22 protein-coding genes are annotated in these 24,133 nt (G+C 72.7%); 10 read left to right on the forward strand and 12 right to left on the reverse strand.

Going from position 1 to position 24,133, the window contains the following annotated elements; all coding sequences use genetic code 11:
- Positions 1–67: 67 nt before the first annotated feature.
- Both OHA34_RS09320 and OHA34_RS09325 read right to left on the reverse strand, forming a co-directional pair.
- Positions 68–1,477 (reverse strand): alpha,alpha-trehalose-phosphate synthase (UDP-forming), encoded by a 1,410-nt coding sequence (locus tag OHA34_RS09320; protein ID WP_329521352.1) that lies wholly within the window; start codon positions 1,475–1,477, stop codon positions 68–70.
- 235 nt (positions 1,478–1,712) lie between these two features.
- Positions 1,713–2,168, reverse strand: coding sequence for a DoxX family protein (locus OHA34_RS09325; RefSeq protein ID WP_329521353.1), 456 nt, complete (start codon positions 2,166–2,168; stop codon positions 1,713–1,715).
- Between the two features lie 85 nt (positions 2,169–2,253).
- On the opposite strand from OHA34_RS09325, the gene OHA34_RS09330 reads away from it, so the two are divergent.
- Together OHA34_RS09330 and OHA34_RS09335 are read left to right on the forward strand one after the other, a co-directional pair.
- The gene (locus OHA34_RS09330) at positions 2,254–2,712 is read left to right on the forward strand and encodes a MarR family winged helix-turn-helix transcriptional regulator (protein WP_329521354.1); all 459 of its coding nucleotides are present in this window, start codon (positions 2,254–2,256) and stop codon (positions 2,710–2,712) included.
- A gap of 8 nt (positions 2,713–2,720) precedes the next feature.
- Positions 2,721–3,830: an FAD-binding protein gene (locus OHA34_RS09335; protein ID WP_329521355.1), complete on the forward strand. Its 1,110-nt coding sequence runs from the start codon at positions 2,721–2,723 to the stop codon at positions 3,828–3,830.
- Positions 3,831–3,843: 13 nt separating this feature from the next.
- Here OHA34_RS09335 and OHA34_RS09340 read toward each other — a convergent pair whose 3' ends face one another.
- From OHA34_RS09340 to OHA34_RS09355, 4 genes are all read right to left on the reverse strand, one after another.
- Complete coding sequence (locus OHA34_RS09340; RefSeq protein ID WP_329521356.1) at positions 3,844–4,365, reverse strand: YbaK/EbsC family protein; 522 nt, start codon at positions 4,363–4,365, stop codon at positions 3,844–3,846.
- 85 nt (positions 4,366–4,450) lie between these two features.
- On the reverse strand, positions 4,451–5,104 hold the full coding sequence (locus tag OHA34_RS09345) for a response regulator transcription factor (RefSeq protein ID WP_285940691.1): 654 nt from the start codon (positions 5,102–5,104) through the stop codon (positions 4,451–4,453).
- On the reverse strand, positions 5,095–6,354 hold the full coding sequence (locus tag OHA34_RS09350) for a sensor histidine kinase (protein ID WP_329521357.1): 1,260 nt from the start codon (positions 6,352–6,354) through the stop codon (positions 5,095–5,097). The genes OHA34_RS09345 and OHA34_RS09350 overlap by 10 nt, the downstream gene beginning before the upstream one ends.
- Complete coding sequence (locus OHA34_RS09355) at positions 6,338–6,976, reverse strand: DedA family protein (RefSeq protein WP_329522388.1); 639 nt, start codon at positions 6,974–6,976, stop codon at positions 6,338–6,340. The genes OHA34_RS09350 and OHA34_RS09355 overlap by 17 nt, the downstream gene beginning before the upstream one ends.
- A 307-nt stretch (positions 6,977–7,283) precedes the next feature.
- Between OHA34_RS09355 and OHA34_RS09360 the strand changes: the two genes are divergently transcribed.
- The 3 genes from OHA34_RS09360 (at position 7,284) to OHA34_RS09370 (ending at position 9,118) form a co-directional block, all read left to right on the forward strand.
- On the forward strand, positions 7,284–8,099 hold the full coding sequence (locus tag OHA34_RS09360; RefSeq protein WP_329521358.1) for an SAM-dependent methyltransferase: 816 nt from the start codon (positions 7,284–7,286) through the stop codon (positions 8,097–8,099).
- A 163-nt stretch (positions 8,100–8,262) separates the two neighbouring features.
- On the forward strand, positions 8,263–8,784 hold the full coding sequence (locus tag OHA34_RS09365) for a hypothetical protein (RefSeq protein WP_329521359.1): 522 nt from the start codon (positions 8,263–8,265) through the stop codon (positions 8,782–8,784).
- 127 nt (positions 8,785–8,911) lie between these two features.
- On the forward strand, positions 8,912–9,118 hold the full coding sequence (locus OHA34_RS09370) for a DUF5999 family protein (protein WP_432763059.1): 207 nt from the start codon (positions 8,912–8,914) through the stop codon (positions 9,116–9,118).
- Between the two features lie 12 nt (positions 9,119–9,130).
- Here the strand turns inward: OHA34_RS09370 and OHA34_RS09375 are convergent, their stop codons facing one another.
- A complete protein-coding gene (locus OHA34_RS09375) occupies positions 9,131–9,868 on the reverse strand; it encodes a YdcF family protein (protein WP_329521360.1) in 738 nt (245 codons plus the stop codon).
- A gap of 130 nt (positions 9,869–9,998) precedes the next feature.
- Here OHA34_RS09375 and OHA34_RS09380 point away from each other — a divergent pair, with 130 nt between their 5' ends.
- Together OHA34_RS09380 and OHA34_RS09385 are read left to right on the forward strand one after the other, a co-directional pair.
- Positions 9,999–10,259, forward strand: coding sequence for a hypothetical protein (locus OHA34_RS09380; RefSeq protein ID WP_285940696.1), 261 nt, complete (start codon positions 9,999–10,001; stop codon positions 10,257–10,259).
- Positions 10,260–10,341: 82 nt separating this feature from the next.
- Positions 10,342–11,226 carry a phosphorothioated DNA-binding restriction endonuclease gene (locus tag OHA34_RS09385; RefSeq protein WP_329521361.1) on the forward strand — a complete coding sequence of 295 codons (885 nt, stop codon included), beginning with the start codon at positions 10,342–10,344 and terminating at the stop codon, positions 11,224–11,226.
- 9 nt (positions 11,227–11,235) lie between these two features.
- Here OHA34_RS09385 and OHA34_RS09390 read toward each other — a convergent pair whose 3' ends face one another.
- The 3 genes from OHA34_RS09390 to OHA34_RS09400 form a co-directional block, all read right to left on the reverse strand.
- Positions 11,236–12,063, reverse strand: a complete 828-nt coding sequence (locus tag OHA34_RS09390; RefSeq protein ID WP_329521362.1) for a nuclease-related domain-containing protein — start codon at positions 12,061–12,063, stop codon at positions 11,236–11,238.
- An 83-nt stretch (positions 12,064–12,146) separates the two neighbouring features.
- Entirely contained in the window at positions 12,147–12,968 is an 822-nt protein-coding gene (locus OHA34_RS09395; RefSeq protein ID WP_329521363.1) for an SGNH/GDSL hydrolase family protein, read from the reverse strand.
- A gap of 333 nt (positions 12,969–13,301) precedes the next feature.
- Positions 13,302–13,502, reverse strand: a complete 201-nt coding sequence (locus OHA34_RS09400; RefSeq protein ID WP_285940700.1) for a hypothetical protein — start codon at positions 13,500–13,502, stop codon at positions 13,302–13,304.
- Between the two features lie 776 nt (positions 13,503–14,278).
- Here OHA34_RS09400 and OHA34_RS09405 point away from each other — a divergent pair.
- The 3 genes from OHA34_RS09405 to OHA34_RS09415 all read left to right on the forward strand — a co-directional run bounded on the left by OHA34_RS09405 (position 14,279) and on the right by OHA34_RS09415 (position 15,924).
- Entirely contained in the window at positions 14,279–14,551 is a 273-nt protein-coding gene (locus OHA34_RS09405) for a hypothetical protein (RefSeq protein WP_285940701.1), read from the forward strand.
- Positions 14,544–15,149, forward strand: coding sequence for a DUF6879 family protein (locus OHA34_RS09410; protein WP_329521364.1), 606 nt, complete (start codon positions 14,544–14,546; stop codon positions 15,147–15,149). Before OHA34_RS09405 ends, OHA34_RS09410 begins: the two co-directional genes overlap by 8 nt.
- Positions 15,150–15,225: 76 nt before the next feature.
- Positions 15,226–15,924, forward strand: a complete 699-nt coding sequence (locus tag OHA34_RS09415) for a DUF6082 family protein (protein WP_329521365.1) — start codon at positions 15,226–15,228, stop codon at positions 15,922–15,924.
- Positions 15,925–15,967: 43 nt separating this feature from the next.
- Here OHA34_RS09415 and OHA34_RS09420 read toward each other — a convergent pair whose 3' ends face one another.
- Both OHA34_RS09420 and OHA34_RS09425 read right to left on the reverse strand, forming a co-directional pair.
- Positions 15,968–18,013: an MBL fold metallo-hydrolase gene (locus OHA34_RS09420; RefSeq protein ID WP_285940704.1), complete on the reverse strand. Its 2,046-nt coding sequence runs from the start codon at positions 18,011–18,013 to the stop codon at positions 15,968–15,970.
- Positions 18,010–23,967 carry a hypothetical protein gene (locus tag OHA34_RS09425; protein ID WP_329521366.1) on the reverse strand — a complete coding sequence of 1,986 codons (5,958 nt, stop codon included), beginning with the start codon at positions 23,965–23,967 and terminating at the stop codon, positions 18,010–18,012. The genes OHA34_RS09420 and OHA34_RS09425 overlap by 4 nt, the downstream gene beginning before the upstream one ends.
- Positions 23,968–24,133 lie beyond the last annotated feature (166 nt).

The following is a 24,133-nucleotide window of genomic DNA, read 5'->3' on the forward strand; positions in this document are numbered from 1 at the left end:
GGGTCGGTGCGTGCGCGGGGCCGGTATGGGCCGGGCCGGTGCCGGCGTGGGGACGGTCCGGGAGGGGTCAGTGCGGGAGTGAGGGCAGCGCGGGGCTCTCCAGCTCGCTGAGGAATTCGTGTGCCCAGCGGTCGACGTCGTGCTCGATCACCCGGCGCCGCATCGTCCGCATCCGCCGCGCCTGCTCGGAGGGCCCGGCATGGACGGCGGCGAGCAGCGTGTCCTTGAGCCCGTCGATGTCGTAGGGGTTGACCTGGAAGGCGCCCCGCCTGAGCTCGGCGGCGGCGCCGGCGAACTCGCTCAGCACCAGCGCGCCGCGCAGGTCGCCGCGGCAGGCCACGTACTCCTTGGCGACCAAGTTCATGCCGTCGCGCAGCGGGGTCACCACCATCACGTCGGCCGCCAGGTAGAGCGCGGCCAGCTCGGCGCGGTCGTAGGAGCTGTGCATGTAGTGCACGACGGGGAAGCCGATCTCGCCGTACTCGCCGTTGATCCGGCCGACCTGCTGCTCGATGTCCTCGCGGAGGATCTGGTACTGCTCGACCCGCTCCCGGCTCGGCGTGGCGATCTGCACCAGGACGGCCTGCCCCGGCTTGAGGTGCCCGTCGCCGAACAGCTCGCCGAACGCCTGGAGCCGCTGCGCGATCCCCTTGGTGTAGTCGAGCCGGTCGACGCCGAGCAGGATGGTCGCGTCGCCGACATCGGTGCGGATCTCCTCGGCCCGCTCGCGCACGTCGGGACGCTCGACCAGGTCGTTCAGCTCGCCCACGTCCACCGAGATGGGGAACGCCCGCGCCCGGACGACCCGGTCCTCCCAGAAGACGTCCTGCCGGACGTGGCGGACGTCGAGGAGGCGGCGGCACAGCCGGACGAAGTTGGACGCCGCCCCGGGGAGCTGGAAGCCGACCAGGTCGGCGCCGAGCAGCCCCTCCAGGATCTGCCGCCGCCAGGGCAGTTGCCAGAACAGCTCCAGCGGCGGGAACGGGATGTGCAGGAAGAACCCGATGCGCAGATCGGGGCGGAGCCTGCGGAGCAGGGACGGGACGAGCTGGAGCTGGTAGTCCTGCACCCAGACGATGGCGTCGTCTGCGGCGACCTTGGCCGCGGCCTCCGCGAAGCGCTCGTTCACCCGCACGTAGGCGTCCCACATCGACCGGTCGTACACCGGCGGCGCGATCACGTCGTGGTACAGCGGCCAGAGGGTCGCGTTGGAGAAGCCCTCGTAGTAGAGCTCGACCTCCTCGGCGGACTGCGGCACCGGGACGAGGGCCATGCCGTCCTCCTCGAACGGCTCCAGCTCCTCGTCGGGCGATCCGGCCCAGCCGATCCAGGTGCCCTTCCGGCGGCGCATCACCGGGGCGATCGCGCTCACCAGTCCCCCGGGACTGCGCCGCCACGCCGGGGCCCCGTCCTCGCCTGTGATCCGGTCGACCGGCAGCCGGTTGGCCACCACCACGAACTCACTCCCGCGCGACACCAGAGACCCGCCCTTCCAGGAAATCATTGACGATCACTTGCCCAGAAACGGTCATCGAGAACATCTTGTCACTGTGACGTTAACGGCGGGTGCCGAGGTACCGGTGTTGGAGCGCCGCGGTCAGGGGTCCCTGGTCACGGCGCCACACGGTCAAGGCGAGCGCCGACGCGAAGGGCGCGGCGGCGGCGTGCCGTGCCGTGACGCGGACGATGACGTCGCAGGGGTCGTAGGGATGTCAGGCCGCAGCGGGCTCGCGTTCCGGGGACGGCGCGCGGCGTCCCCACAGGAGGTTGTCCACGGAGAAGCGGCCCGCGCCCGCGAGGGCGAGCATCAGCGCTCCGGCGCCGAGGACGAGCACCAGCTCGTACCCGCCCTTGTCGGAGAACAGGCCCTTGTCCATGTGGACGAACCAGAACGCGCCGGCCATGTCGGCGGCGAGCAGGATCCCCGCGACCGGGACCAGCACGCCGGCGATGAGCGCCGCGCCGCCGACGAGCTCCGCCCAGGTGGCGTAGGTGGCGGACAGGCCGGGCATCGGGACTCCCATCCCGTCGAACATCTTGGTCACTCCGGAGTGGCCGACGTCGGACAGCTTCTGCCATCCGTGCGCGATGAAGACCGCGCCCAGGGCCAGCCGGCCGATGAGCAGGGCGGCGTCGGGCAGGTAGGGGTAGCGGCGAGCGGGATGCATGCCTCTCCTCCTGGAGTAGTGGTTCAAAACTGAACTAACGCTAGCAGGAAGTAGTTCAAATTCGAACCAACGCTAGGATGGGGCCATGGACGACGCCTCGGTCCTCGGCCCCCGGGAGCTGCGCGCGTGGATCGGCTTCCTCGCCGCGGCGCACCTGCTCGACCACGAGATCGAGCGGCAGCTCAAGGCCGACGGCGGGCTGTCCCACCCCGAGTTCGAGGTGCTGGTCAGGCTGGCGCAGGCCGAGGGGCGGCGGCTCCGGATGTCCGATCTGGCCCGCGAGGTGATGGTGTCCAAGAGCCGGCTGACCTACCAGGTGACCCGGCTCGAACGCGAGGGGCTGGTGCAGCGGGCGGACTGCGACTCCGACCGCCGCTCGGTATGGGCCGAGCTGACCGACAAGGGCGCGGACGTGCTGGCCAGGGTGCGGCCCGGCCACCGGCGCGTCGTCCGCGAGAGCCTCATCGACGTGCTGACCCCCGAGGAACTCGACCTGCTGGGCGGCGCCCTCAACCGGGTCGCCGACCGGCTGCGCGACGGCTAGGAGGTCCGATGCTCCACGACTTCGGAGGGATCGTCCGCCGCACTCCCGGCACCGTGATCAGACCCTCGTGCGCGAGAGAGGTCGCCGAGGCGGTCCGGGAGGCCGCCGCGAGCGGCACACCGCTGGTCGCGCGCGGCTGCGGGCACTCCACCGGCGGGCAGTCCCAGACCGGCGGCGTCTCGCTCGACCTGCGCGGGCTCGCGACCGTCCACGCGGTGCAGGCCGACCGGGTCGTCGTCGACGCGGGCGCGACCTGGCGCGAGGTGCTGGACGCGACGCTCCCGCACGGCCGGACCCCGCCGGTGCTCACCGACTATCTCGACCTCACGGTCGGCGGGACGCTCTCGGCGGGCGGCATCGGCGGCACCTCGCACGTCCACGGCACGCAGGCCGCCAACGTGCTCGAACTCGACGTCGTCACCCGCACGGGGGAGGCGGTGACCTGCTCGCCGGGCGACCGGCGGGACGTCTTCGACGCCGTGCGCGCCGCGATGGGCCGCAACGGCGTCATCACGCGCGCCGCGCTCCGGCTCGTCCCGGCCCCCGAACGCGTGCTGTCGTTCACGGTGCCCCTCGCCGGCGCGGCCGGGCTGCTGCGGGCGCAGCGCACCGTCCGCGCGGACCACGTCTCGGGCCTGGCCGAGCCGGGCGGGCGCTGCGAGCTGAGGGCCGTCGTCCACGACGGCGACCGGCCGCCTCCGGGCCTGCCGCCCGACGAGACCGGGACCGGCATGGAGGTCGAGGAGCTGTCCTTCCTCGACTTCGCCGACCGGATGCGCCCGGACGTCCAGGAGTTGATCGCGCTCGGCGAGTGGGCCCGGCCGCACCCGTGGGCGACGGTCCTGCTGCCCGCGGCGCGCGCCGTCGACGTGATCGACGCGACGCTCGCGGAGATGGGCCCGGACGACATCGGCCTCAGCGGCCTCGTCCGCATCCAGGCACTGGCGCCGGGTCCCGTGCCCGTGCCGCTGCTGCGGGCCCCCGCAGACCCCGTGCTGTTCGGCCTGCTGCGCGCCGCCTCGCCGGGATGCCGTCCGGTCGAGGAGATGCTCGCGTCCAACCGGGTGCTCCACGACCGGGCCCGCGCGGCCGGCGGCGTCCTCTACATGAGCAGTTGACGCCCGAGCACCGTCACCGCTGGGCGAGGGCCATCGCCTCCGCGCCCGGCAGCCCGGCCAGGGCCTTGCCCGGCAGCAGCAGCTTCGACCGGCGCAGCCCGCTGCCGATGACGACCTGGTCGGTCTCCGCCACCGCCTCGTCCACCAGGATCGGCCACCCCTCCGGCAGGCCGACGGGCGTGATGCCGCCGTACTCCATGCCGGTCAGCGCCGGCGCGTCCGCCATCGGCGCGAACGACGCCTTGCGCGCGCCGAGGCGGCGGCGGACGGCGCCGTTCACGTCGGCCCTGCCGGTGGCGAGGATCATGCACGCCGCGTAGAAGACCTCGCCGCCCCGCTTCGCCGCGACGATCACGCAGTTGGCGCTGATCTCCAGCGGCACCGCGTAGCGCGCGCAGAACTCCGCCGTGTCGGCGAGCTCCGGGTCAATCTCGGCGACCCGCGCGCCCGAGACCGAGCCGAGCGCGGACGCCACCGCCGGGGCGAGAAGCTCCGCGCGGTCCTCGGCCGGTTCCCACTCAAGACTGCCGACCATGCGCCGCTCCCCCTCGTCCGTCCGCCATGACGCGTCCAACCATGCCATGGCCCCGGGGCGGAGGCGCGGGTCCGCCCGGCCGGGTTCAGGAGCCCAGGTAGCGCAGGACGGCCAGGACGCGGCGGCTGTACCCGCCGGCGTGCGACAGCTCCAGCTTGTCGAAGATGGCGTTGACGTGCTTCTCGACCGCGCTCTGCGAGATGTGCAGCTGCGCGGCGGTCGAGGCGTTGGTGCGTCCCTCCGCCATATGGCCGAGGACGTCCCGCTCGCGCGGCGTGAGCCGGCTCAGCGGGTCGGCGCGCGAGCCGTGCACCAGCAGCCGCCGCACCACCTCGGGGTCGAACGCGGCGCCGCCCGCGCCGACCCGGTCGAGCGCCTCCAGGAACTCGTCCACCTGCGCGACCCGGTCCTTGAGCAGGTAGCCGACGCCGTGCCGGCCGCCGGTGTCGGCGGTGATCAGCTCGGTGGCATACCGCTTCTCCACGTGCTGCGACAGCACCAGCACCCCGACGCCCGGCCACCGGCGCCGGATCTCCAGCGCCGCGCGCAGCCCCTCGTCGGTGTGCGTCGGCGGCATCCGCACGTCCACGACCACCACGTCCGGCGGGTCCGCGGCCACCGCGGCCAGGAGCGCACCGCCGTCGCCGACCGCCGCGGGAACCCGGTGACCCTCCTCGACCAGCAGCCGCACCAGCCCCTCGCGCAGGAGGGTGGAGTCCTCGGCCAGCATCACCCGCACGGCAGCCTCGCGATGATCACGGTGGGCCCGCCGGACGGGCTGCGCACGGCGAACGTCCCGTCGAGCGCGGCGGCCCGCCGCGCCAGCCCGGCCAGCCCGCCGCCGCCCGGGTCGGCGTCCCCGGTCCCGTCGTCCTCGATCCGCACGGTGATCATCCTCTCGCGTTCCGGCCCGGGCCCGGCATGGCCGGTGGGGGTGGTGGGGGTGGTGGGGGCGGTGACCTCGACCCGGACGCGGGTCGCGCCGGAGTGCTTGACGGCGTTGGTGACGGCCTCGCACACCACGAAGTACGCGGCGATCTCCACCGCGTGCGGGGGCCGCCCGGTCAGGCCGTAGTCGATCGTCACCGGCAGCGGGGACCGTTCGGCGACCGTCTCCAGCGCCGCCCGCAGCCCCTCGCCGTCGAGCGCCGACGGGTACACCCGCCAGGTGACCTCCCGCAGGTCCTCCAGCGCGCGCCGCGACTCCTCGTGGGCCTGCCGCAGCAGCTCGCCGGCCCGGTCGCCGTCGCCGGCGCGGCGGGCGCGGCCGATCAGCATGCCGAGCGCGACCAGGCGCTGCTGGACGCCGTCGTGCAGGTCGCGCTCGATGCGGCGGCGCTCGTCGTCCACCGCGTCGACGACCTCGGCGCGGCTGACCGAGAGCTGCGCGATGCGCCGCTCGTACTCGGCCAGCGGACTCGGCCCGAGGCAGCGCCGAGCCGCCCGCCGCTCCAGCATCACCACGCCCGCCAGCCCCGCGACGGCGAGGAACAGCAGGACCGCCCCGGCCACCACCGTGTAGACCACGATCCACCACGCGGGCGGGATGCCGTCCAGGTAGCGGCCGGTGATCCACCACCCGGCCGCCAGCCTGGCGCCGAGGGCCGCCCCGTACCCGATGAGGAGCAGGATCGCGCCGCCGAGCAGCCCCAGCGGCATCCGCAGCAGCAGGTAGGCCAGCGCCCGGGGCGGTCCGTACTCGACGTCGCCGCGCTCGCCGTGGAACCGGGCGAGCCGGCGGTGTTCCAGCCCGGTCAGCGCCCGCGCCCCGTCGGCGACCGGCCGCGGGATCGCGCGCCGCCCCCGGGAGGACGCCGTCGCGCACGCCACGAGCAGCGCCGCGAACGGCAGCAGCACCAGTGCGGCGGCGGCGGTGAGCGCGCCGAGGAGCACACCGGCCGCCGCCCGCGCGGCCCCCCGAGCCGTCCCCCGGGTCGCCGTCCGCGCACCCGCCCGGAGCACGCCGGGACGGTCAGCCGAGTCGGTCACGTTCGAAGTCTCGCGTCCCTGCCTTCGCGCGGTGCGTTCCTGCCCGCGCGGCCTGTCGGGCCTTCACGATACGCACCGCGGCGAACGCCGCCGCCACCAGCACCGCCGCCGCGAGGACCGCCTTGGAGTAGACCCCCACGACCTCCTCGACCGCGCGCCAGTTGTCCCCGAGCCCGTACCCGGCCAGCACGAACAGCGTGTTCCACAGCAGGCTGCCGAGCGTGCTGAACACCAGGAACCGCGCCATCGGCATCCGCTCCACCCCGGCGGGGACCGAGATCAGGCTCCGGAAGATCGGGATCATCCGGCCGAAGAACACCGCCTTGGCGCCGTGCCGCTCGAACCACGCCTCGGTCCGGTCGAGATCGGCGAGCTTGACCAGCGGCAGCCGCGCCACCAGCGCGCGGATCCGGTCGCGGCCGATCAGCGCGCCGATCCCGTACAGCGCCAGCGCGCCCGCCACCGCGCCCACGGTCGTCCACACCAGGGCGGCGACCAGGCTCATCCGGCCCTGCGCGGCGGTGAAGCCCGCCAGCGGGAGGATGATCTCGCTCGGCAGCGGCGGGAACAGGTTCTCCAGGGCGATCGCCAGGCCCGCGCCGGGCGCGCCCATGCTCTCCATCAGGCCGGTGGCCCACCCGGCGATGCCGCCGATCGGCTCGGTCCCGCCGTCCGGGGCGGCGAGAAGGGGGGCCGCCGCGGCGGCCGTGCTCGTCAGGGAAATCATGCGTCCGACGCTAGGAACCGGCGGCCCGCGCCACCATGGAGCGCACCGCCGTCCGGCCCGGCCGCGCACCCCATCCGGACCCTGCGGAAAACCGCACCCTGGGCGCGAAAACCCCTACCGCATAAGGCGAATCGCCTTAATCTTGTGGTCCCCCAGACCCAGCCGGCACTCCCCGCCGGCGGTACCTAAGGAGCGGGCACCCGTGGACCACGACGTTCCGGAGAACGCACCGCCCGGCATCGACACCTCCACCCCGAGCTTCGCCCGCGTGTACGACTACTTCCTCGGCGGGAAGGACAACTTCGCCGTCGACCGCGAGGTCGCCGACATGGTGATGGGGCTCGTCCCCGAGGCCCCGGTCGTCGCGCAGGGCAACCGCGTCGCGATCGAGCGCGCAGTGACCTACCTGGCGGGAGAGGCGGGCGTCACGCAGTTCATCGACATCGGCTCGGGCCTGCCCACCTCCAGCAACGTGCACCAGTTCGCGCGCGACGCCGCCCCCGGCTCGCGCGTGGTGTACGTGGACAACGACCCGATCGTGCTGGCGCACGGCAGGGCGCTGCTCACCGAGACCGGCGTCGCCACCTTCATCCAGGGCGACCTGCACGAGCCGGAGAAGATCTTCAACGACCCGGCGCTGGACGGGCTGCTCGACCTCGGCCGCCCGGTGGGCGTCATCCTCGCCGCGATCGTCCACCACGTCCCGGACGAGCGGGACCCGGGATCGGTGGTCCGCGGGCTGCTCCCGTTCCTGCCGCCCGGCAGCCATGTCATGCTCACCCACCTGCACGACGCGGGCGACGACCCGCGGGTGGAGGAGGCCAAGCACATCCTCCAGTCCGGGCTCGGCGGGTCCTACTTCCGGCACTCGTCGGAGATCGAGGGCTTCATGGACGGTCTCACGATCCTCGAGCCGGGGGTGGCGCACGTGACCGCGTGGCGCCCGGACGGCCCGGCCGGGCCCCTGGAGCACCCGCTGCACAGCCAGATGGTGGCGGTCCTCGGCCGGAAGGACTGATCTCGGCCGGGGGTTTCGGTCATCGCGCGCGCCGCGGCGGAAGTGAAGATTCTTTTCTGATCGACTTTTCGGTAAAGAGCCTTTCTTGTAGCGTTCGCAGCGTTTTGTGAAGCGAATTCATGATCGGACACCCTCCCAGCAAGATCATGAAAGGACCCCGCGAATGCCCACGGCGACTGGCCTGGCCGCGGCCGCGCTCCTCGGACTGCTGACGCTGCTCGCCGCCGCGCGGCACGGGGCGCGGCGCCGCCCCGGCCCGAACGGCGGGCCCGCTCCCGAACCGGACGGGCACCCCGAGTCCCTGACCGCCGTACTGGAGTCCGGGGCCGAGGAGTACCTGGCCTGGCTGGCCGACCACCACTGGCCCGGGGACGAGTACCTCGACCTCGAACAGGACTGGCTGCACGAGTTCGACCTGGCCGGGATCCCGGACCCGGCCGACTCCCCGCTCTGCCCGCAGTGCGGCCTGCGCCGCGAGGACGTGTGGCCCTGCCCGCAGTGCGGCCGGCTGCTGCACTCGTCCTGCGGGCACGGCATGCGCCGCAGGCGGGTCGACCGCCCCTACCGAACGCACGGCAGCAACCCCGAGGCGGTCATCGCCGAGTGGCTCTGCACCGGCTGCACCTCGGTGGTCGGACTCGACGTCGACCACGGCGACGAGGCGGGCGGAGGGCTCCTGCACTGAGTCACGCGGGGGCAAATTCGGCGATCTTCCCAGGCCGCTTGGGTAAAGAATCCGCTACTTACTTGCATATTTCGGTCACTTGAGCGCAGGCTGGTATATGTCCTAAATAAGGACAGTGGAGGTTCCCGTGATCACTCAGCCCGCACCGGTCTGCGTCCACCGGCCTCCCTGCCCCGCCCCCGACGGACGGGACCGGGAGGCGGCCCGCACCGTGGCCAGCCACCCCGAGCAAGGGTGGAGCCTGCTCTGCAACGGCATCGTCGTCTTCGACGACACCGGCGAGCTGCTGCCCGACGGCCGCGCCATCGCCCCCCACCGCCCGACCGCGGTCTGAGCGGTCCCGCCCTCAGCGTCCGGCGGGACGCGCCGCGCCACCGGGGCGTCCGATCACGTACCGGTCGAAGCCGAGCCGGGCGAGCTCCTCGTGGGCCGCCCACGCCGCCTCGGGGACGGGCATCGGGACCTGGAAGCCGCGCTCCGCGTACACCCGCATCCGCTGCAGGTCGCCCACCATCAGCTCGATGAAGCGCCGCTCGTCCTCCCCGCCGAGGTAGGAGTCGTACCCGAGCTCGGGCGCCGCCGCCAGCCACTCGACCCCGGGCCACTGGCGGCGCGCGGTCGCCAGGGCCCGGCGGGTCATGTACGGCTTGGCCACCAGGATCCCGCGACCCACCGCGACGCCCCGCGCGTCCAGCAGCGCCCGGGTCGCGGTGATGTTCTCGCCGGTGTTGGCGGCCGTCTCCTCCAGCAGCAGCGCCTCTTCGGGGACGCCGTGCCCGCGGGCGACCCGGGCGAACGCAAGCGCCTCGGTCTCGGCCCACGCCGAGGTGATCTTGCCGTGGCCGCCGGACACCACCAGCAGCGGCGCCCGGCCCTCATGCCACAGCCGCGCGGCGTGCACCGCGACCCGGGTGTCGTGGCAGCCGAGCGCGAGGATCACGTCGGCGGTGTCCAGGGGCGTCAGGAGGACGAGGTGGTCCCACACGATCCGCGCCAGCTCCCGCGCCCGCCCGTCCACGCCGGCGTCCGTGCCCGCACCTGCGGGGGCGTCCGCGCCCGCAGGCCAACTCCGGTGAAATTCCACGGAATCACTCTCCCTGGCGTGCGGCATGTCGCGCTCCCGCCCGATCGATCCGTCTAGTAGCGTTCAACTGTTTTGCTCCTTACACAATGATTGCGCACGCTAGGACACGATCGCGGAAGGACGCCGTGGTGTGATCACAGCACTGGTCGTCGCCTCACTGGCAGCTCTGCTCGGCCTCGCGCTGCCGCGCCTGCTGCGGCCGACGCCGCCCCCCTGCGCGGGCGAGGACGGCGGGAGCGGTCATCCCGAATCGATGACCGCCGAGCTGGACCCCTGGGACGAGGAGTACCTCGCCTGGCTCGCCGACGCCCTCTGGCCCGAGGACGAGTACCTCGAACCCGAGCGCTCCCCCGACGGCGAGGGAGAGGCCGGCGGCAGCGTCTGCCGCTAGACGGGCGTGTTCCAAAGCCCGGCCCGCCGTCCTCGCCTGGCGGCCCGGACGGCGACCGCACTCGGGGCGCTAGGCTGCCGCCGTGGACTGGGTGGAGCGGGTACTCGGCATCCGCCAGTACGAGCGGCATGGGGAGCGGGCCCCGCACAAGCCCCTGCTGCTCCTGCACGCACTCGGCCGGTTCCAGCGCGACGGTGCCGGGCCGATTCCGTTCTCGGCCGCCGAGACGCCCCTGCGGCGCCTGCTCCACGAGTTCGGCCCGCCGCGCGCGACCAGCCCGGGGTACCCGTTCCACCACCTGGCCAATGACGACCTGATCTGGGTGGTGGAGACGCCGGCCGGCCCCGGGAGCCCCGGATCCGGCCTGACCGCCCTGCGCGAGCCCGGCGTCCAGGGACGGCTGCACCCCGACCTCACCGCGGCCCTCGCCGAACGGCCCGGCCTGCTGACGCAGATCGCGCGGGCGCTGCTGGACGCCAACTTCGAGCCGTCCCTGCACGGCGACATCTGCCAGGAGGCCGGGCTCGATCTTGACGGCGCCGCGCTCCCCTCCCCCGTGCTGCCCGCCCGCGACCCCGCGTTCCGTCTCGCGGTCCTGGAGGCGTACGAGTTCAGTTGCGCCTTCTGCGACTACGACGGCCTGCTGGACGGCGTCGCGGTGGGGCTGGACGCGGCGCATCTGCGCTGGCGCGCGTACGGCGGCCCGGACGACCTCGTCAACGGCCTGTGCCTGTGCGCCCTGCACCACCGGCTGCTCGACCGCGGCGTGATGGGCCTGACCCGTGACCGCACGGTCACCGTCTCCCGCAAGTTCATGGGCCGCGGCCAGGCGGCCCGTTCGCTGGTGCAGGCGCTGTCAGGCCGTCCCGTCCGCGCTCCCCAGCCCGGCCTGCCGGGCGTCGAGCCGGAGCACATCGACTGGCACACCGCCCAGGTCTTCCGCACTCCCGCGCGCACCGCGGCCTGACGGGCGCGCTCACGTCCGCCAGGTGGCGGGCGTCCGCGCCACCTCGTACACCCCGGCGACCTGGTCGGGCTCGAGCACGGTCCCGCGGCGCGCCAGCCAGCGCCGCAGCGCCCTCACGTCCTTCAGGACGGCGACGTCCTTCGGTCCCCCGCCGCGCACGGTGAACCCCTTCGCGCCGACGAACACGATGACCGGCTGGACCGGGACGTGCCGCCCGTGCGCCCGGCCCAGCAGCGAGCGGGCCCGTTTGGCCTCGAACCGGGAGTTGCGCAGGTAGTCGACCTTCGTCCCACTCACCATCATGCCGTTCTCGGCCACCCACACCGTGCCGCGGGTGGCCTTGGTGTTGACCGTCACGACCCCGAACGGGCCGATCAGCACATGGTCGATGTCGGCGCCGTTGCGTCCGACCGGGACCGCGTGCAGCACATCCCAGCCCCGCTTGCCCGCCCACCGGTCGAGCCTCCTGCCGATGGCCCGCTCCCCCTTGGCCCCGAACGCGAAGTCGCGCGCCTCCGTGCGGACGCCGAAGAGCCCGGCGATCCTCGTCCGCCAGCTCCGCAGCTCAACGGAACGCGCCTGCGCGACGGCCCCCGCCCGGTTGCCGGCCAGGTCTCCGTCCACCCTCCGGGGCTCCGGAACGGCCGCCTTGACCTCCTCGCCCAGCCGCGCGCACTCGGACCGGACGGTCTCCCAGAAGAGCGCACCGTCGGCGGGGGTCTCGATCTCGTGCGCGCCCGTTCGGACGTCGTACCAGCCGACCTTCACCTCACCCCGCGCCAGGTACAGCCGGAGGTTCCCGTAACGCCGCCAGACCCGCACCTCGAGATCACTCACCCGCGCCCCTCACCGATCGCCGAACGGCCACGGTAGGGGGCGCTCCGGCCCGCCGTCACCGGCGGGCCGGACCTGGACGCCCGTCAGGAGTCGCGCTTGAGCGCCAGCGACCGCTTGGTCGACCCGGTGAACGCGGGCAGGTAGCCCTTGGCGTGCCCGAGCGCGGTCGGGTGGTAGGACGAGCCGATCGGGATCGTCACCGCGTTCAGCCAGCCCTGCCCGGAGCACAGCTCGTGCCCGGCGAACTCGTCCCGCACGTCCGAGAACGTGAACCCGGCCCGTCCCGCCGCCTTGGAGACGCTGGTGTCGAGCGCGTCGGCGGCTCCGTTCAGCGCGGTCCGCTTGGCTTGGCTCAGCCCCACGCAGCCGCTGACGATCTTGTAGAGCCGCGGATACCCCAGCACGACCACGCGCGCCTGCGGCGCCCTGGACCGGATCGCCGTATAGAGCGAGTCGAGCCGGCCGGGCAGCGTCTTGTCCATGTAGCCCTTGGCGTTCGCCACGGCGCTCTGGCAGGACGCGGCGGAGTCCAGCACGCACGTCTGCATGACCGTGCCGAAGCCCGCGTCGTTCCCGCCCGCCGTCAGGCTGACGAGCGTGGTGGAGCCCCCCAGCGCCCCGAGCTGCCCGCTCTTGATGGTCGCGGTGGTCGCCCCCGAGCAGGCGACGAACTTGAACGACTCCGTGCTGTGCGCGGCGGCCCAGAGCTTCGGATAGGCGTTGGCGCTGCGGTTGCAGCCACCGCTGGCGGGATCGTAGCTCCCCGCCCCCGTCCCGGAGGAGTACGAGTCCCCGAGGGCGGCGTAGTGGACCCCGGCCGCCGAAGCGGACCCGGCGAAGACGATGGACCCGGCGGCGAAGGCCAGAGCACCGACGGCGCTCAGGCAGGGGAGGGAAAGGCGCATCAGCACTCCGGATGACGTACCGAATTATGTCAGGCCGCTTATACCCAGATCATCATCGCGGGAAGCCTTATCAATTCCCGAGCATTTTGTCACCTTTAGCCGTTGCCCCGAGCCGCCGCCCAGCTGATCATCTCCCCGGCCACCGCACCCCGGAACACCCCTGCTCCGACCAGGAACACCCTGCCGCAGATCAGGCATTACCGACCGGCACTTCCCAATACGGCCACCTCTGTCACCGGCACGATGAGAAATCCTCTCCAGGCGGTCACCGAAGGACGATGGGGCCATACCGGATTCCACCGGTCACCCACGTCGACCGACCGGCCGGGGCCTTCAGTGCCCGAGGATCACAAAAACGACACCCGCGACGACATGGGCGAGGACGGTCACCACGATCAGCGCGACGAGGAGGTACTTGGCCGTCGGATGATCGAACTGGGAGCCGGCGCGCGTGCGCTGCTCCGACCGGTCCTGCGCCTGCTCCTCCAGAGCCTCCAGGGAGGGCAGGAAGGACGGCCGTTTCAACGCGGGCATCAGCGCCTCCTCATCACGGGTCTGGACGGTCGCGTTCAGTGTGTCCCTCCATCAATAGCCGACCCCTCCATGTAAGCGAGCCGCTGCCCTACGTGATCTGGGCGACACCACGACACCCGTCGCCCCAGCGCCAGGGCCGCCGAGAACCTTGAACAGGGCGTCGCCACAGCAGGCCACCCGGCATCGTGGGCCCGCCGCCGTACGACGTCAGCACTCCGGACGGCGTACCGATTCATGACAGGCCACTGATATCCGGATCATCACCACGGGAAGCGTTGTCAATTCCCGAGCATTTGCCATCTTTAGCCCTCGCCTCTCACACAGTCACCTCCGGGCCGGAGTCTCGCTCACAGGACGTGGTGATGCCGCCACGCTCTCGGGTCTTGCCATGGCCTCACCCTGATGAGAATCTCATTTTCGTACCCAGGGCAGTGACATCGCGGTGATGACCGTGGACGCCCTCCTCGCCCGCCGGACACGTCGCCTACCCGAGGCACCCCCCACCCACTCCAACTACGTCGACACGCCCCGCCACCAGCACCGGGACCACCAGAGCACCCCTTCCGGCACATCCACTCATTACCCAGGTCTCGACAATTCCAGCACACGTCCACACAACACAGAATTTCCCCTCAGAACGACATCAATATCATGAGCACTTTTCGGTATCGAGCATCCCGGCGGGTGGAAGCGATCACAGCACCGGGAGTTCTTGCCGCACTCGACCCCCCATGAAATAATTGACAAAATAGGCGAGGCGAGACCAGGAGGCGGCGATGGCACACCGGCCATGGGCGGCGGACGGAACGGCGGGGTTCAAGCAGCGGCTCGGCAAGTCCGCACTCGAACTGGGGAACACCAATGCCAGCCCTACCTGCCCGGACATCTGGGAGATGGACAACGGCGACATCGCGTTCATCGGCCGCGATCTGACCGCGAACTACGCCAGGCACCTTCCGCCGGGCGTGTCGATAGGCGAGAACGAGCGCCTGGTCGTCCTGCCCCGCAACATGATCGTCGCCGCCAAGGCGGACTTCCCCGATGCTTGAGCGGGTGCGCGAGCTGCCCGCCGCCGACCTGGACGCGCAGGAGTACCTCGACGACTTCTGGCGCCATTCCGAGCAGATCGACGACCTGTGGAAGCTGGAGCGCATCCAGAGTTTCCAGGAGCCGGACGAACCGAGCTGGGTCGCCATGATGGACGGCGACTGGGACCGCGCCCTGGCCCTGATCGAGGAGAAGCGCGCCGCCTCCAAGCACCACGTGTCCGTCGCCGACGGCATCGACAACCGGCGCGTCCGGGTCACCGAACTGCCGGTGACCCCCTACCTGCAATGGGAGATGCACGTCCTGCGGATCTGGGCCGAGACCGGCGCCCAGGACATCAGGGTGATCGACCAGAGCGGCGTCGGCGCGCTGGAGGCGGACGGCCCCCTGCCCGAGGTCGTCATCCTCGGCAGCAGCGTGATGTACGAGACGCTGTACGACGCCACGGGCACGCACTCGGGCGGACGGCGCATCGACGACCCGGACGTGATCGCCGCCTGCCGGAACGACCTCGCCGGTCTGTACAACACCGCCGAGGACATGTTCTCTTACTTCGAACGGGAGATAGCCCCGCTGCCGCCACCGGACGTCGGCCCCTGACGGGAGGACGATCCTGACCACGCGACTCCGGACGATCAGGCGCGCCGTCACCGGCGGCGCGTCCCATCGCACGACCGTGGCGGTTCTGCTGCTCCTGGTGATCGTGCTCGTCTGCGGCCTGGTCGCCGTCTCCCCCTTCGCGCTCGGCACCCTCAGCTCCAGGTCCGGCGACTGGGAGGAGCTGAGCTGGATCGGCCAGACCTACGGGGCCGCCTCGGCGCTGCTCGCGGTACTCGCCCTGATCGGCGTGGCGGTCTCGCTGTTCATGCAGGCGCACGAGGCCAAGGCGGCCCGCGAGCAGGGACTGCGCGCCGTCCACACCGACCTGCTCCAGATGGCGATGGACGACCCGCTCTACCGCGGCTGCTGGGGCCCGTTCTTCGCCTCCGGCAACGTCGACGGCCAGCGCGAGCACATGTACGTCAACCTGATCATCTCCAACTGGCAGATGCGGTACGAGCTGCGCGCCATCAGCGAGGAGCACCTCCGCGCCACCGCGCACATCGTCTTCTCCGGCGAACCGGGACGCCGCTTCTGGGCCGAGGGCCGCGACCTGCGCCTGCGCGCCGCCGGGGGCCGCCGCGAACGCCGGTTCCTGCACCTCCTCGACGAGGAGTACGAGCACGCGCTCCGGGAACCCGCCCGTCCTCCCGCCCCGGCCCGTCCACCACGCAGCCCCCGCCGCAGACCGCCCTGGACGCTCCTCGCCCTCGCAGCCGCCGGCCTCGCCGCGGCCGCCCCCTTCCTACGCCGCCTCCGGTCCCGCCACGACTGAACAACACCTCCGCGCCCGGTCACGATGAGGTCGGCGGTCACGCTCACGGTGAGCGCCAGAGGGCGGTCTCCGCGGTCCGGTGATCACGGACGCGCAGGACCTCGCGGAACCTGCGCTGCCGCCGGGGCAGACCGTGGACCAGCATCACCTGGCGCGCGCCGACCTCGTCGGCGATGTCGAGCAGGCCGCGGCGGTCGGCGTGGGCGGAGAGGCGCATCGATTCGACCCTGGCCCGGACCGGGACGTCGACCTCCCGATCCCGGTCCATGAGGGTGAACTCGCCGCCCTCCTTACCGAGGCGGCTCAAGGCCGCGCCGGGCGACTCCTCGTCCTGGTAGCCGGAGATGAACAGGGCGCTTCCGCGCTCGGGCAGGATGCGCGAGGCCCATTGGACGGCGGGCCCGCCGTTCAGCATCCCCGAGGTGGTGATGACGACACCGGTGCGGAAGGTGTCCAGCTCGGTCGGACGATCGGCGACGGCGACGGCACCGCCGAAGACCGTCAGAGGGCGGGGACCGCCGGCGGTCACCGTCTCGAACACAGTGCTGAGGTCCACCGCCATCCCGTCGACGCGCACCGGCACATCCGGGAGGTGGCGGCGCATCAGGAGGGCGACCTCCTGTGCCCTGCCCAGGGCGAACGCGGGGATGAGGACCCGGCCGCCTCCCTGGCAGACCTCCTGAACGGATCGGACGAGGTCGCCCACCCGTACGTCCCGGTCGTCGTGGGTCTCGCCACAGCAGGTCGTCTCGAGGACCAGCAGGTCGGCCTCCCGCGCCGATTCCGGAACAGCGTGGCCGTCGACGGTCTCCTGCCGGAATCCGGAGATGTCGCCGGTGATGACGACCCGGTGGTCTCCCGCCCGGACCACCACCCCGGCCGCCCCGAGGATGTGCCCCGCGGGGAAGAGTTCGATAGTCATCTCGCCGATACGGCGCGGGACTCCGAACGGGATCTCCTCGCACCGCCGGGCGGCCGCGCCGACCTCCAGCGGCTCGTACGCGGCGGTGACGTCGCCGCCCCATCGGGCCGCCTGCCGCGTCCGTTGCCGCATGATCTTGGCGGTGTCGCTCCACATCACCGGCATGATCCGCACAGTCTCGGCGGTGGCGAGAACCCGCAGGTCGGGGCGGAGCGCCGTCAGGGCGGGCACGTAGCCGCAGTGGTCGTTGTGCGCGTGGGTGATCACGACGCCGTGCAGCGGGCCGTCCAGGGCGCGTCCGATGCCTGGGGGCGGCAGGGACCGCTCCCCCGGCCGGAGGCCCGCGTCGACGAGGATCCTGGTGCCGCCCGCCTCGATCAGCAGGCAGGACCCGCCGATCTCAGTCCCGCCGCCGAGCGGGGTGACCCTGAGCTCCAGTTCGGCGGTGACCCTGGCCCGGGGCGCCGGTTCGACAACGGCGCGCAGGATGCGCAGGATCTCGGCCGGGGGCAGGCCGGCCGCCCGAGCGGAGGCGAGCAGGTGCTCGTTGTGCCCGGGCGCCGGGACGAGGTTGTGCGGGTCCCGGGCCGCCGCGTCATCCTCCGGGACCGGGGGCTGCTCCAGCGCCCTGAGCAGTGCGGAGGCCGCGGCCCGCGGCTCCTGCAACCTGCGCTCGGCGATGCCCAGCTGCTCGGTGATCTGCCCGGCGCGCTCCTCCAGGTCGGTCATGGCCGCTCTGGTGTCGTTCAGCAGCCGGAGCGCGTCGCGGGTGTCCTTCCGGGCGTACTCCAGCCGCCCCTGTGCGGTGCTGAGCCGCTTCTTGAGGTCGGCGATCGTTCGCTCCGCCCTCTCCGCCGCCCGGTCCCGTGGCGGGACGGTGCCGGGGACGAGGGTCGTCTGGGCCGCTCGGGCCACGGCGTCGTCCTCGTGCAGGAGGAGAGCGGCGAGCGTCCGCGTCCGTTCCGCCGGCCGTGTGTCCTCCAGAACCGTCGCCGCGCGGATTCGCAGTCCCCGGGACCGGAGCATGGCCCGCAGCAGGAACGGGGCCTGCTCTCGCGCCAGGGTCTCGGGGGTGCCCGGGAGGTTCGCGGCGCCGGGCCGGGAGCGCACGACTTCGGCGACGGCCACCAGGACGGGAGTGAGAGCCGCCCGGTCGCCGCCGGTCACAGGGTCTTCGCCATGTGGCGGGTCGCCTCGGCGAGCACCGGCTCGCACGCCATCCTGCCCTCGTCCGGTACCAGCGCGCCGAGCATCCGCAGGGCCTCGACGAGGTCGGCGGTGCTGGCGTAGCCCAGCGCCTCCAGCGACGACGGGGCGAGTTCGGCGGCGGAGTCCTCCGCGTGCATGTCGAGGAGGACCGCGAGGTTGTCGGGGGTGTCCGCGTCGTCCTCGTCGACCAGCACCCGCCAGGCGGCGGCCAGGGCGGCATCGGCGAGGACCCCGGTGGACCGGACGAACTCGGCGGGCGCCCCGAGCAGCTGGTCGCGGCAGTGGTCGAGGGCCTGGTCCCGGTTCCCGCCGTGCTCGGCGAGCCGGTGCACGACCTGGCCGATCAGCGTCGGCCAGCCACCCGTGCGGGCGAGCAGCGCGTCCTGGCCCGCCTCGTCGGGGAATCCCTGGGAGTCCTCCGACATCCACTGGCGGATGGCGGGGGCCTCGAATCGGCGGAGCTGGAGCAGCTCCACCGAGTCCAGCTCCGCCGCCTTCACCCACTCGGGGGCCAGCCGGGCGGTGGTGACCAGGACGACGGCGAGGGTGCCTCCGGTGTGCTCGGTGACGGCCTTGCCCGCCTCGGCGAGCCGGCGGGAGAAGTGGTGCGTGTTCCGGTCCTCGTCGACCACGATCACGGTGTGCCCGTTCCGGCGGGCATGGAGGAGGGCGCCCTCGAACGTCTGGACGTCGCGCGCGACCCGGTGGACCTTCAGGTTCGGCCGTTCGGTCTGCTCGGCCTCGATCGCAATGTGCACGCGGTCGGCGTGCAGGGCCGGGGACCCTGCCACGACGTAGACGGAGTTCTGGGGGCGGGCCAGCCGGGCGAGCTGCGCGCTGCTGAGCGGCGACCGCTCGGGACCGTCGCGGTAGACGCCGCGGTACGAGCCTGCGTCGAACCGGTCGGGAAGCTCGAACTCGTCGGCGTTGTCCAGGACCTTCTGGACGTCGTCGATGCCGCCGAGGAGGTTCAGGATGTGCGGAGTGCGGAGCCGGTACCGGTCGCGGTCCAGGCCGAGGACGCCGAGGTTGACGCATTCGTCGAGCAGGCCGCGGAAGTCGTCGCTGGGGCAGTTCGCGAATCCGGTCGCCCACCCGTTCAGGCACTGCTCCCAGAGCTCTCCGACGCTGAGCGTCTCGTCGGCGCCGGCGGCGAGCGCGTGCAGGGCCACCGTGTAGGCGATGACCTTGTAGCGCTTGTCCAGGTTGAGGGTCCATTCGAAACGGTCGCGGAACCCCCGGACGAGGGTCTTGTCGCGCCAGACGGCCTCGACGTCGTCACGGGTGATCTCGTACGGGAGGGTCCGCATGGTGAGCGGGTTCCGGCGCAGCCGGGTCAGCAGCTCCGCGGCGAAGAGCTGGACCAGCGCGGGGGCGTTGTTGGCCTCGGCGATCACCCGGGCGGCCAGCGTCTCGGGGAATCTGAACCCGAGTGCGGCCAGGGGCCGGACCAGCAGGTCGAAGGCATTCTGCGGGTCCAGCGGCCCGACCGCGACGGGCTGGCCGAGGTGGGCGAGCGGCTGGTTCGGCAGGCTCTCGAACCGGGCGGTCTGGTGGAGGCCGGCGAACACGACCTTGACCCGGCGATCGGTCTCGCTCATCAGGTCGCGCAGGGCGGTGACGTTCTCGAACCCGTCCTTGGCGTCCTGGTTGAGGAACTGGTCGGCCTCGTCCAGCAGGATCAGCAGCTGGCGGCGCGGGTCCTCGCGAGCCCACGCCCGGACCGCCTCCCGCACCTGGTCGCGCTGCACGATGCCGGCCGGTATCACGCCGGCCTGCGCGAGCTTGTCGGCCAGCTTGGACCACAAGGCCTCCAGCCGGGTGGCCACCTTCCCGACGGTCTGGATGTTCTCCAGGATCACCGTCCGGCCCGGGTCGCTCCGCTGGATGTCGCGCTGCGCCTTGCGCAGCAGCGCCGACTTGCCGAGCTGGCGGCCACCGTAGACGAACGAGGAGCCGCTGCGCCCGGTGACCTCGCGGAGCTGGTCGTCGCGGCCGTAGAACATCTCGGCGGGCACGTCGCCGACGGGCGCGTACGGGTTGGTCGCGGTGAAGGGCGCGGTGAGCGCGACCGCGGCGGACCAGTCGGCCTCCGGCATACAGGCCAGATATCCGATCGCCGCGTCGTCGAGCACGGCGACGACGGGCGCCGTGCGGCGCCGTGCGGCGGCGGCGAGTTGCTGGCGTTCGCCCGCCGACAGGACGCCGAAGTAGCAAACGAGGATGGTCTGGTCCTCGGGCTGCCCCTTGAGCAGCTCGATCAGCTGCTGGGGGCCGGGCCGCCGCCACACCAGCACCAGCCGGAGCCGGTCGCCCGAGGGGCTCATCCTGGTCCCGAAGGCCGGCAGCGGTGTCTCGCCCACCCGGTGGTCGCCCACCAGGTCGATCCAGACGCGGTGCTGCTCCCGGGCCCCGTCGTGCTGCTCTCCCTCCAGTCCGATCATCCTGAGGATCGCGGTGGTCGCGGTGCGCAGGTTCCCGGCGGTCTTGGACCCGAGGCCGCAGGCCTTCCACTGCCGCAGTCCCTCCCGCGCCTCCTCGCGGCGGGCGTTCCGCAGCGCGGGGATCTTGATGAGGGCCCCGCTCAGCAGTGCCGACAGGTCGGGGTCGGTGACGTCACGGCCCCCTTCCAACGCCTTCATCAGCTCGGTGAGGATCTCGGGGGTGTCCTGCTTGCGCGCCCGGTTGCCGGCGCGGATGGCGAAGTCGGCGAAGGCACTGGGGAAGGCGGGGTAGAACCGCTCCAGGTGGCCGATGTCGGCGGCCACCTCCGGCAGCGGGTTGCCCGCCTCGATCTGGGCTACGAACTCGCGGGCGGTAATGAGGTCGCCCGCGTCGATCCGGCTGGTCACACGGTCGATGACCGCCTCGATCCGCGGGTTCTCGGCGGCCAGCGCGGCCACTCTGGCCCGTTCCTCCTCGATGTGGGCCCGGCGGTGTCCGCTCAGCAGGCTCGCCAGGTCGTCCAGCGCCCGGTCGACGCGGTCGAAGTCGAGCCGGTCGCCCGAGAGCGATCGGAGAGTCTCCTCCGCGCCCCGGACCTGGTCCTCGGTGAGCACGCCGTCGCGCACCCGTTCCGCGATCCGGTCGCGGATCTCCTCGATCCGCGCGTCGCGGGCCTGACGAGCGGCCCGGACATACTTGTCGCGGCGTTCGCGCAGGTCCGCGGCGGCCTTCGGATCCTCCCGTTCGAGGACGGCGATCACGGCGCGGGTGCCTTCGTGGTCGAGCCGTGCCGCCCGGTGCTCGAACGCGGCGGTCCAGTCGTCGGAGGCGGCGCGTGCGACCGGGACGAGCTGCTCGGCGGTGAGGCCGCCGGCGGGCTCGTAGGTGACGGGATCGAGGGTGACGCCCTCGGCCAGCAGCAGATGCCGGTTGAGCACGTGGGCGACGGGCGGCTCGGGCGTGCCGAGGGACGCGCCGTCGAGTAGGTCGAGCGCTTGGCCGAGCAGCGCGCGGGCCGCGTCCACCGCGGCGGCGAGTACGGGGTCGGACCCGGTGGCCAGCCCGCCGAGCGCGGCGTCGATCGCCGCGCGGCGGTCGCCGACCGCGTCCTGGAGCTGGCCGAGCGGCCCGAGCCTCCAGTCCTGCGCGCCGACGTCGATGCCGCCGGCGCCCGCCTCCTTGACCGCGACGGCCCAGCGGCCGACGGTCTCCAGCGCGCTCTCCACCTTCTTGACCAGCTGGGCGCGCGCACCGGCGATGATCTTCTTGCTCTTGTTCTTGCGGCGGACGGTGATCCGCGTCGAGGTCTCATCGATCAGCCGGTCGATCGCGTCGCCGGAGCGCAGGAGCATGCTCTCCTCCACGACGGCGTCCACCTCGGCCGGGTCGTCGCGCATCGCGATCACCAGCAGGCCGCCGATCGGGCCCTCCTCCTGCACCAGCGCCTTCCACACCTCGGTGGCGAACTGGTACTTGGTCTTGCGGTGCTGTCCCTCCTCCAGCAGGCGGGACGCCTCGCTCACGGCCTTCCTGCGGACCATCGCCGCCTCGGCCGAGCCGCGGATCCGGCCGGCCAGTCCGGGCCCGAGGTAGGCGCCGTTGCGTGCGGCACGAATGAACGCCGCTCCGCATTCGGCCAATTCCGCGGAGCCCGACACGCGGACGGTGAGTTCCTCCAGGAGCCTGGTGGACTCGGGGGTGGGGTGCACCAGGCTCGCGCGGACCGCCGCCGCCCAGGCCAGCAGGCCGCCCGGCAGATCGTCGGCGAGCACCTTGGCGTTCAGGGGCCGGGCCACCTCGGAGAACTCCGCGGACAGCGGCCCGGCGAAGGTGACCATCTTCCCTGCCAGCGCCGCGCATCGGCGGGCGCGTTCCTCGACCTCGGGCCGTCCGGCGGCGGTGCGGAGCCTGCCCGCCAGTCCGAAGCGTCCCGCCCGCAGGGCCGCCGCCTCGGCGTCCGCGATGTCCGGGGCGGAGGCCGTGGGCCTCGCGGCACCACTCGGCACGGGCTTGGGCGCCTCGGTCGCCACCGCCTGCAGCGGCGCGGGCGCGTCGGCCTTCGTGGCGCGCTCGGGGAGCGTCGTGGTCGCGGGCGTGTCCGTGAGCGGGGCCGCGGGGAACGACTCGTCGAGCATCACGTCCAGGTCGGCCAGGTCGTCGTCCTGGTCATCATCGCCAGCCGCTTCCTGGACGGGGGCCGGGGGCGGGGTCGGTTTCGGTTCGGGAGGCGGGGGTGGCGGCTCGGAGCCGTCCGCGGGGCCGGTCTCGTCCTCCGGGGGGATGCCGAGCTTGAGCCGACCGGTGAACGCGACGTTGACGAGCGGGCGCCACCGGACCGGAAGCCGCTCCCCGGCCCGCTCGGCGAGTTCGAGCGCACGGGGGAGCCCGTCGGGTGCGCCCATGACCTCGATCAGCTCGGCGAGGACGTCCAGGCCCTCGGTCTCTCCGTTCCGCGCGGCGTCTCGCACCTCGGAGAGGATCGCCGCCATGCTCTCGGGGCCCTCGACGCCGGTGAGCGCGAGCAGCCGGGCCGCCCGCCGGTCGGCTTCGCGGACGGTCTCCAGAGCCCCCGCGAGCGCGGCCAGATCGGCAGCCGGGCGCTCGCCGGGATCGATCGTCTCGGCCTGGGCGCGGGCCCGGTCGAACGCCGCGACCGTCTCGCGGATCCGGGCGAGGTCGTCATCGTCGGGACGGCGTTCGGCGCGCAGGCCGTCGGCGACCCGGCCGGCGGCGTCGGCGGCGTCGGGGAACCGGATCCTCAGCTCGGCGAGGGCGGAGGCGAGGTCGGGCGCTGCCGGGACGTCGCCGGCCGCGACGCCGGACGGGTCGGTGGTGGTCACGTTGTCCTCGTTCGTCGGGAGGCGGCGGGCGAGTTCGCACAGTTCGGCGGCGCCGATGGGTGTTGTGGGGAGTGCGGGGTGGCGGACGCGCAGGGCCACCCAGGCGGGTTCGACCGCGCCCGCCAGGCCACCCGGTTCCGCTGTGTCTGTCACCAGCAGCGCAAGCGCGACGGGGGCGAGCGGCAGGTCCAGCTCGATGACCGTGGCCAGGCACCAGCGGCGGATCGAGGTCGGGCACTCCCAGCGCAGGCAGGCCGACAGCGAGCCCGCCCGTGCGAGGGCGTCCTCGGCGGTGGCGGTGTGCAGCAGCGCGGCGCAGTCGGCGGCGTCCAGGGCCTCGGTGTTGCCGAAGCCGTGGACGATCACGCTGGTGAGGATGCCGCGCAGTGCGTCGCGCCGCTGCGAGGCTCCGTTCCGGAGGATGAGCAGCATCGCCTGCGCGGTGGTGGGCGAGATCCGCTTCGCGTCGGGGATCTTGACCTGGCGCAGCAGCTCGCGCCGGATCTTGGGTGGGCAGGTGTGCAGGACGGCGCGCAGTTCCGCCGCGGTGATCATGGTGAGCGCGGTGTCGGCGAGGCCGGTCAGGCCGGTGCCGCCCTCCAGGTCCGCCAGGTGCCCGAGCGGCACCGGCCCTTCGTGTGCCGTGCAACAGCCACGGCTCATCGCCACCTCCGAGTGCGGGGGGCTCCCGCCGATATGACCCACGGCGGGTCGCGTGATCAGCACCATATCCGGACAAGGTCACACATGCAATCAATCATCGAAATACGTGTTGATCGAATTCACAGCATTA

The organism is Spirillospora sp. NBC_01491, assembly GCF_036227065.1.
GTDB lineage: Bacteria > Actinomycetota > Actinomycetes > Streptosporangiales > Streptosporangiaceae > Spirillospora > Spirillospora xylanilytica.

Coding starts and splice junctions, on each gene's coding strand:
- OHA34_RS09325 (WP_329521353.1), bottom strand. CDS start 2,168: ATGCATCCCGCTCGCCGCTACCCCTACCTGCCCGACGCCGCCCTGCTC.
- OHA34_RS09330 (WP_329521354.1), top strand. CDS start 2,254: ATGGACGACGCCTCGGTCCTCGGCCCCCGGGAGCTGCGCGCGTGGATC.
- OHA34_RS09335 (WP_329521355.1), top strand. CDS start 2,721: ATGCTCCACGACTTCGGAGGGATCGTCCGCCGCACTCCCGGCACCGTG.
- OHA34_RS09340 (WP_329521356.1), bottom strand. CDS start 4,365: ATGGTCGGCAGTCTTGAGTGGGAACCGGCCGAGGACCGCGCGGAGCTT.
- OHA34_RS09355 (WP_329522388.1), bottom strand. CDS start 6,976: ATGGAGAGCATGGGCGCGCCCGGCGCGGGCCTGGCGATCGCCCTGGAG.
- OHA34_RS09365 (WP_329521359.1), top strand. CDS start 8,263: ATGCCCACGGCGACTGGCCTGGCCGCGGCCGCGCTCCTCGGACTGCTG.
- OHA34_RS09395 (WP_329521363.1), bottom strand. CDS start 12,968: ATGCGCCTTTCCCTCCCCTGCCTGAGCGCCGTCGGTGCTCTGGCCTTC.
- OHA34_RS09400 (WP_285940700.1), bottom strand. CDS start 13,502: ATGCCCGCGTTGAAACGGCCGTCCTTCCTGCCCTCCCTGGAGGCTCTG.
- OHA34_RS09405 (WP_285940701.1), top strand. CDS start 14,279: ATGGCACACCGGCCATGGGCGGCGGACGGAACGGCGGGGTTCAAGCAG.
- OHA34_RS09410 (WP_329521364.1), top strand. CDS start 14,544: ATGCTTGAGCGGGTGCGCGAGCTGCCCGCCGCCGACCTGGACGCGCAG.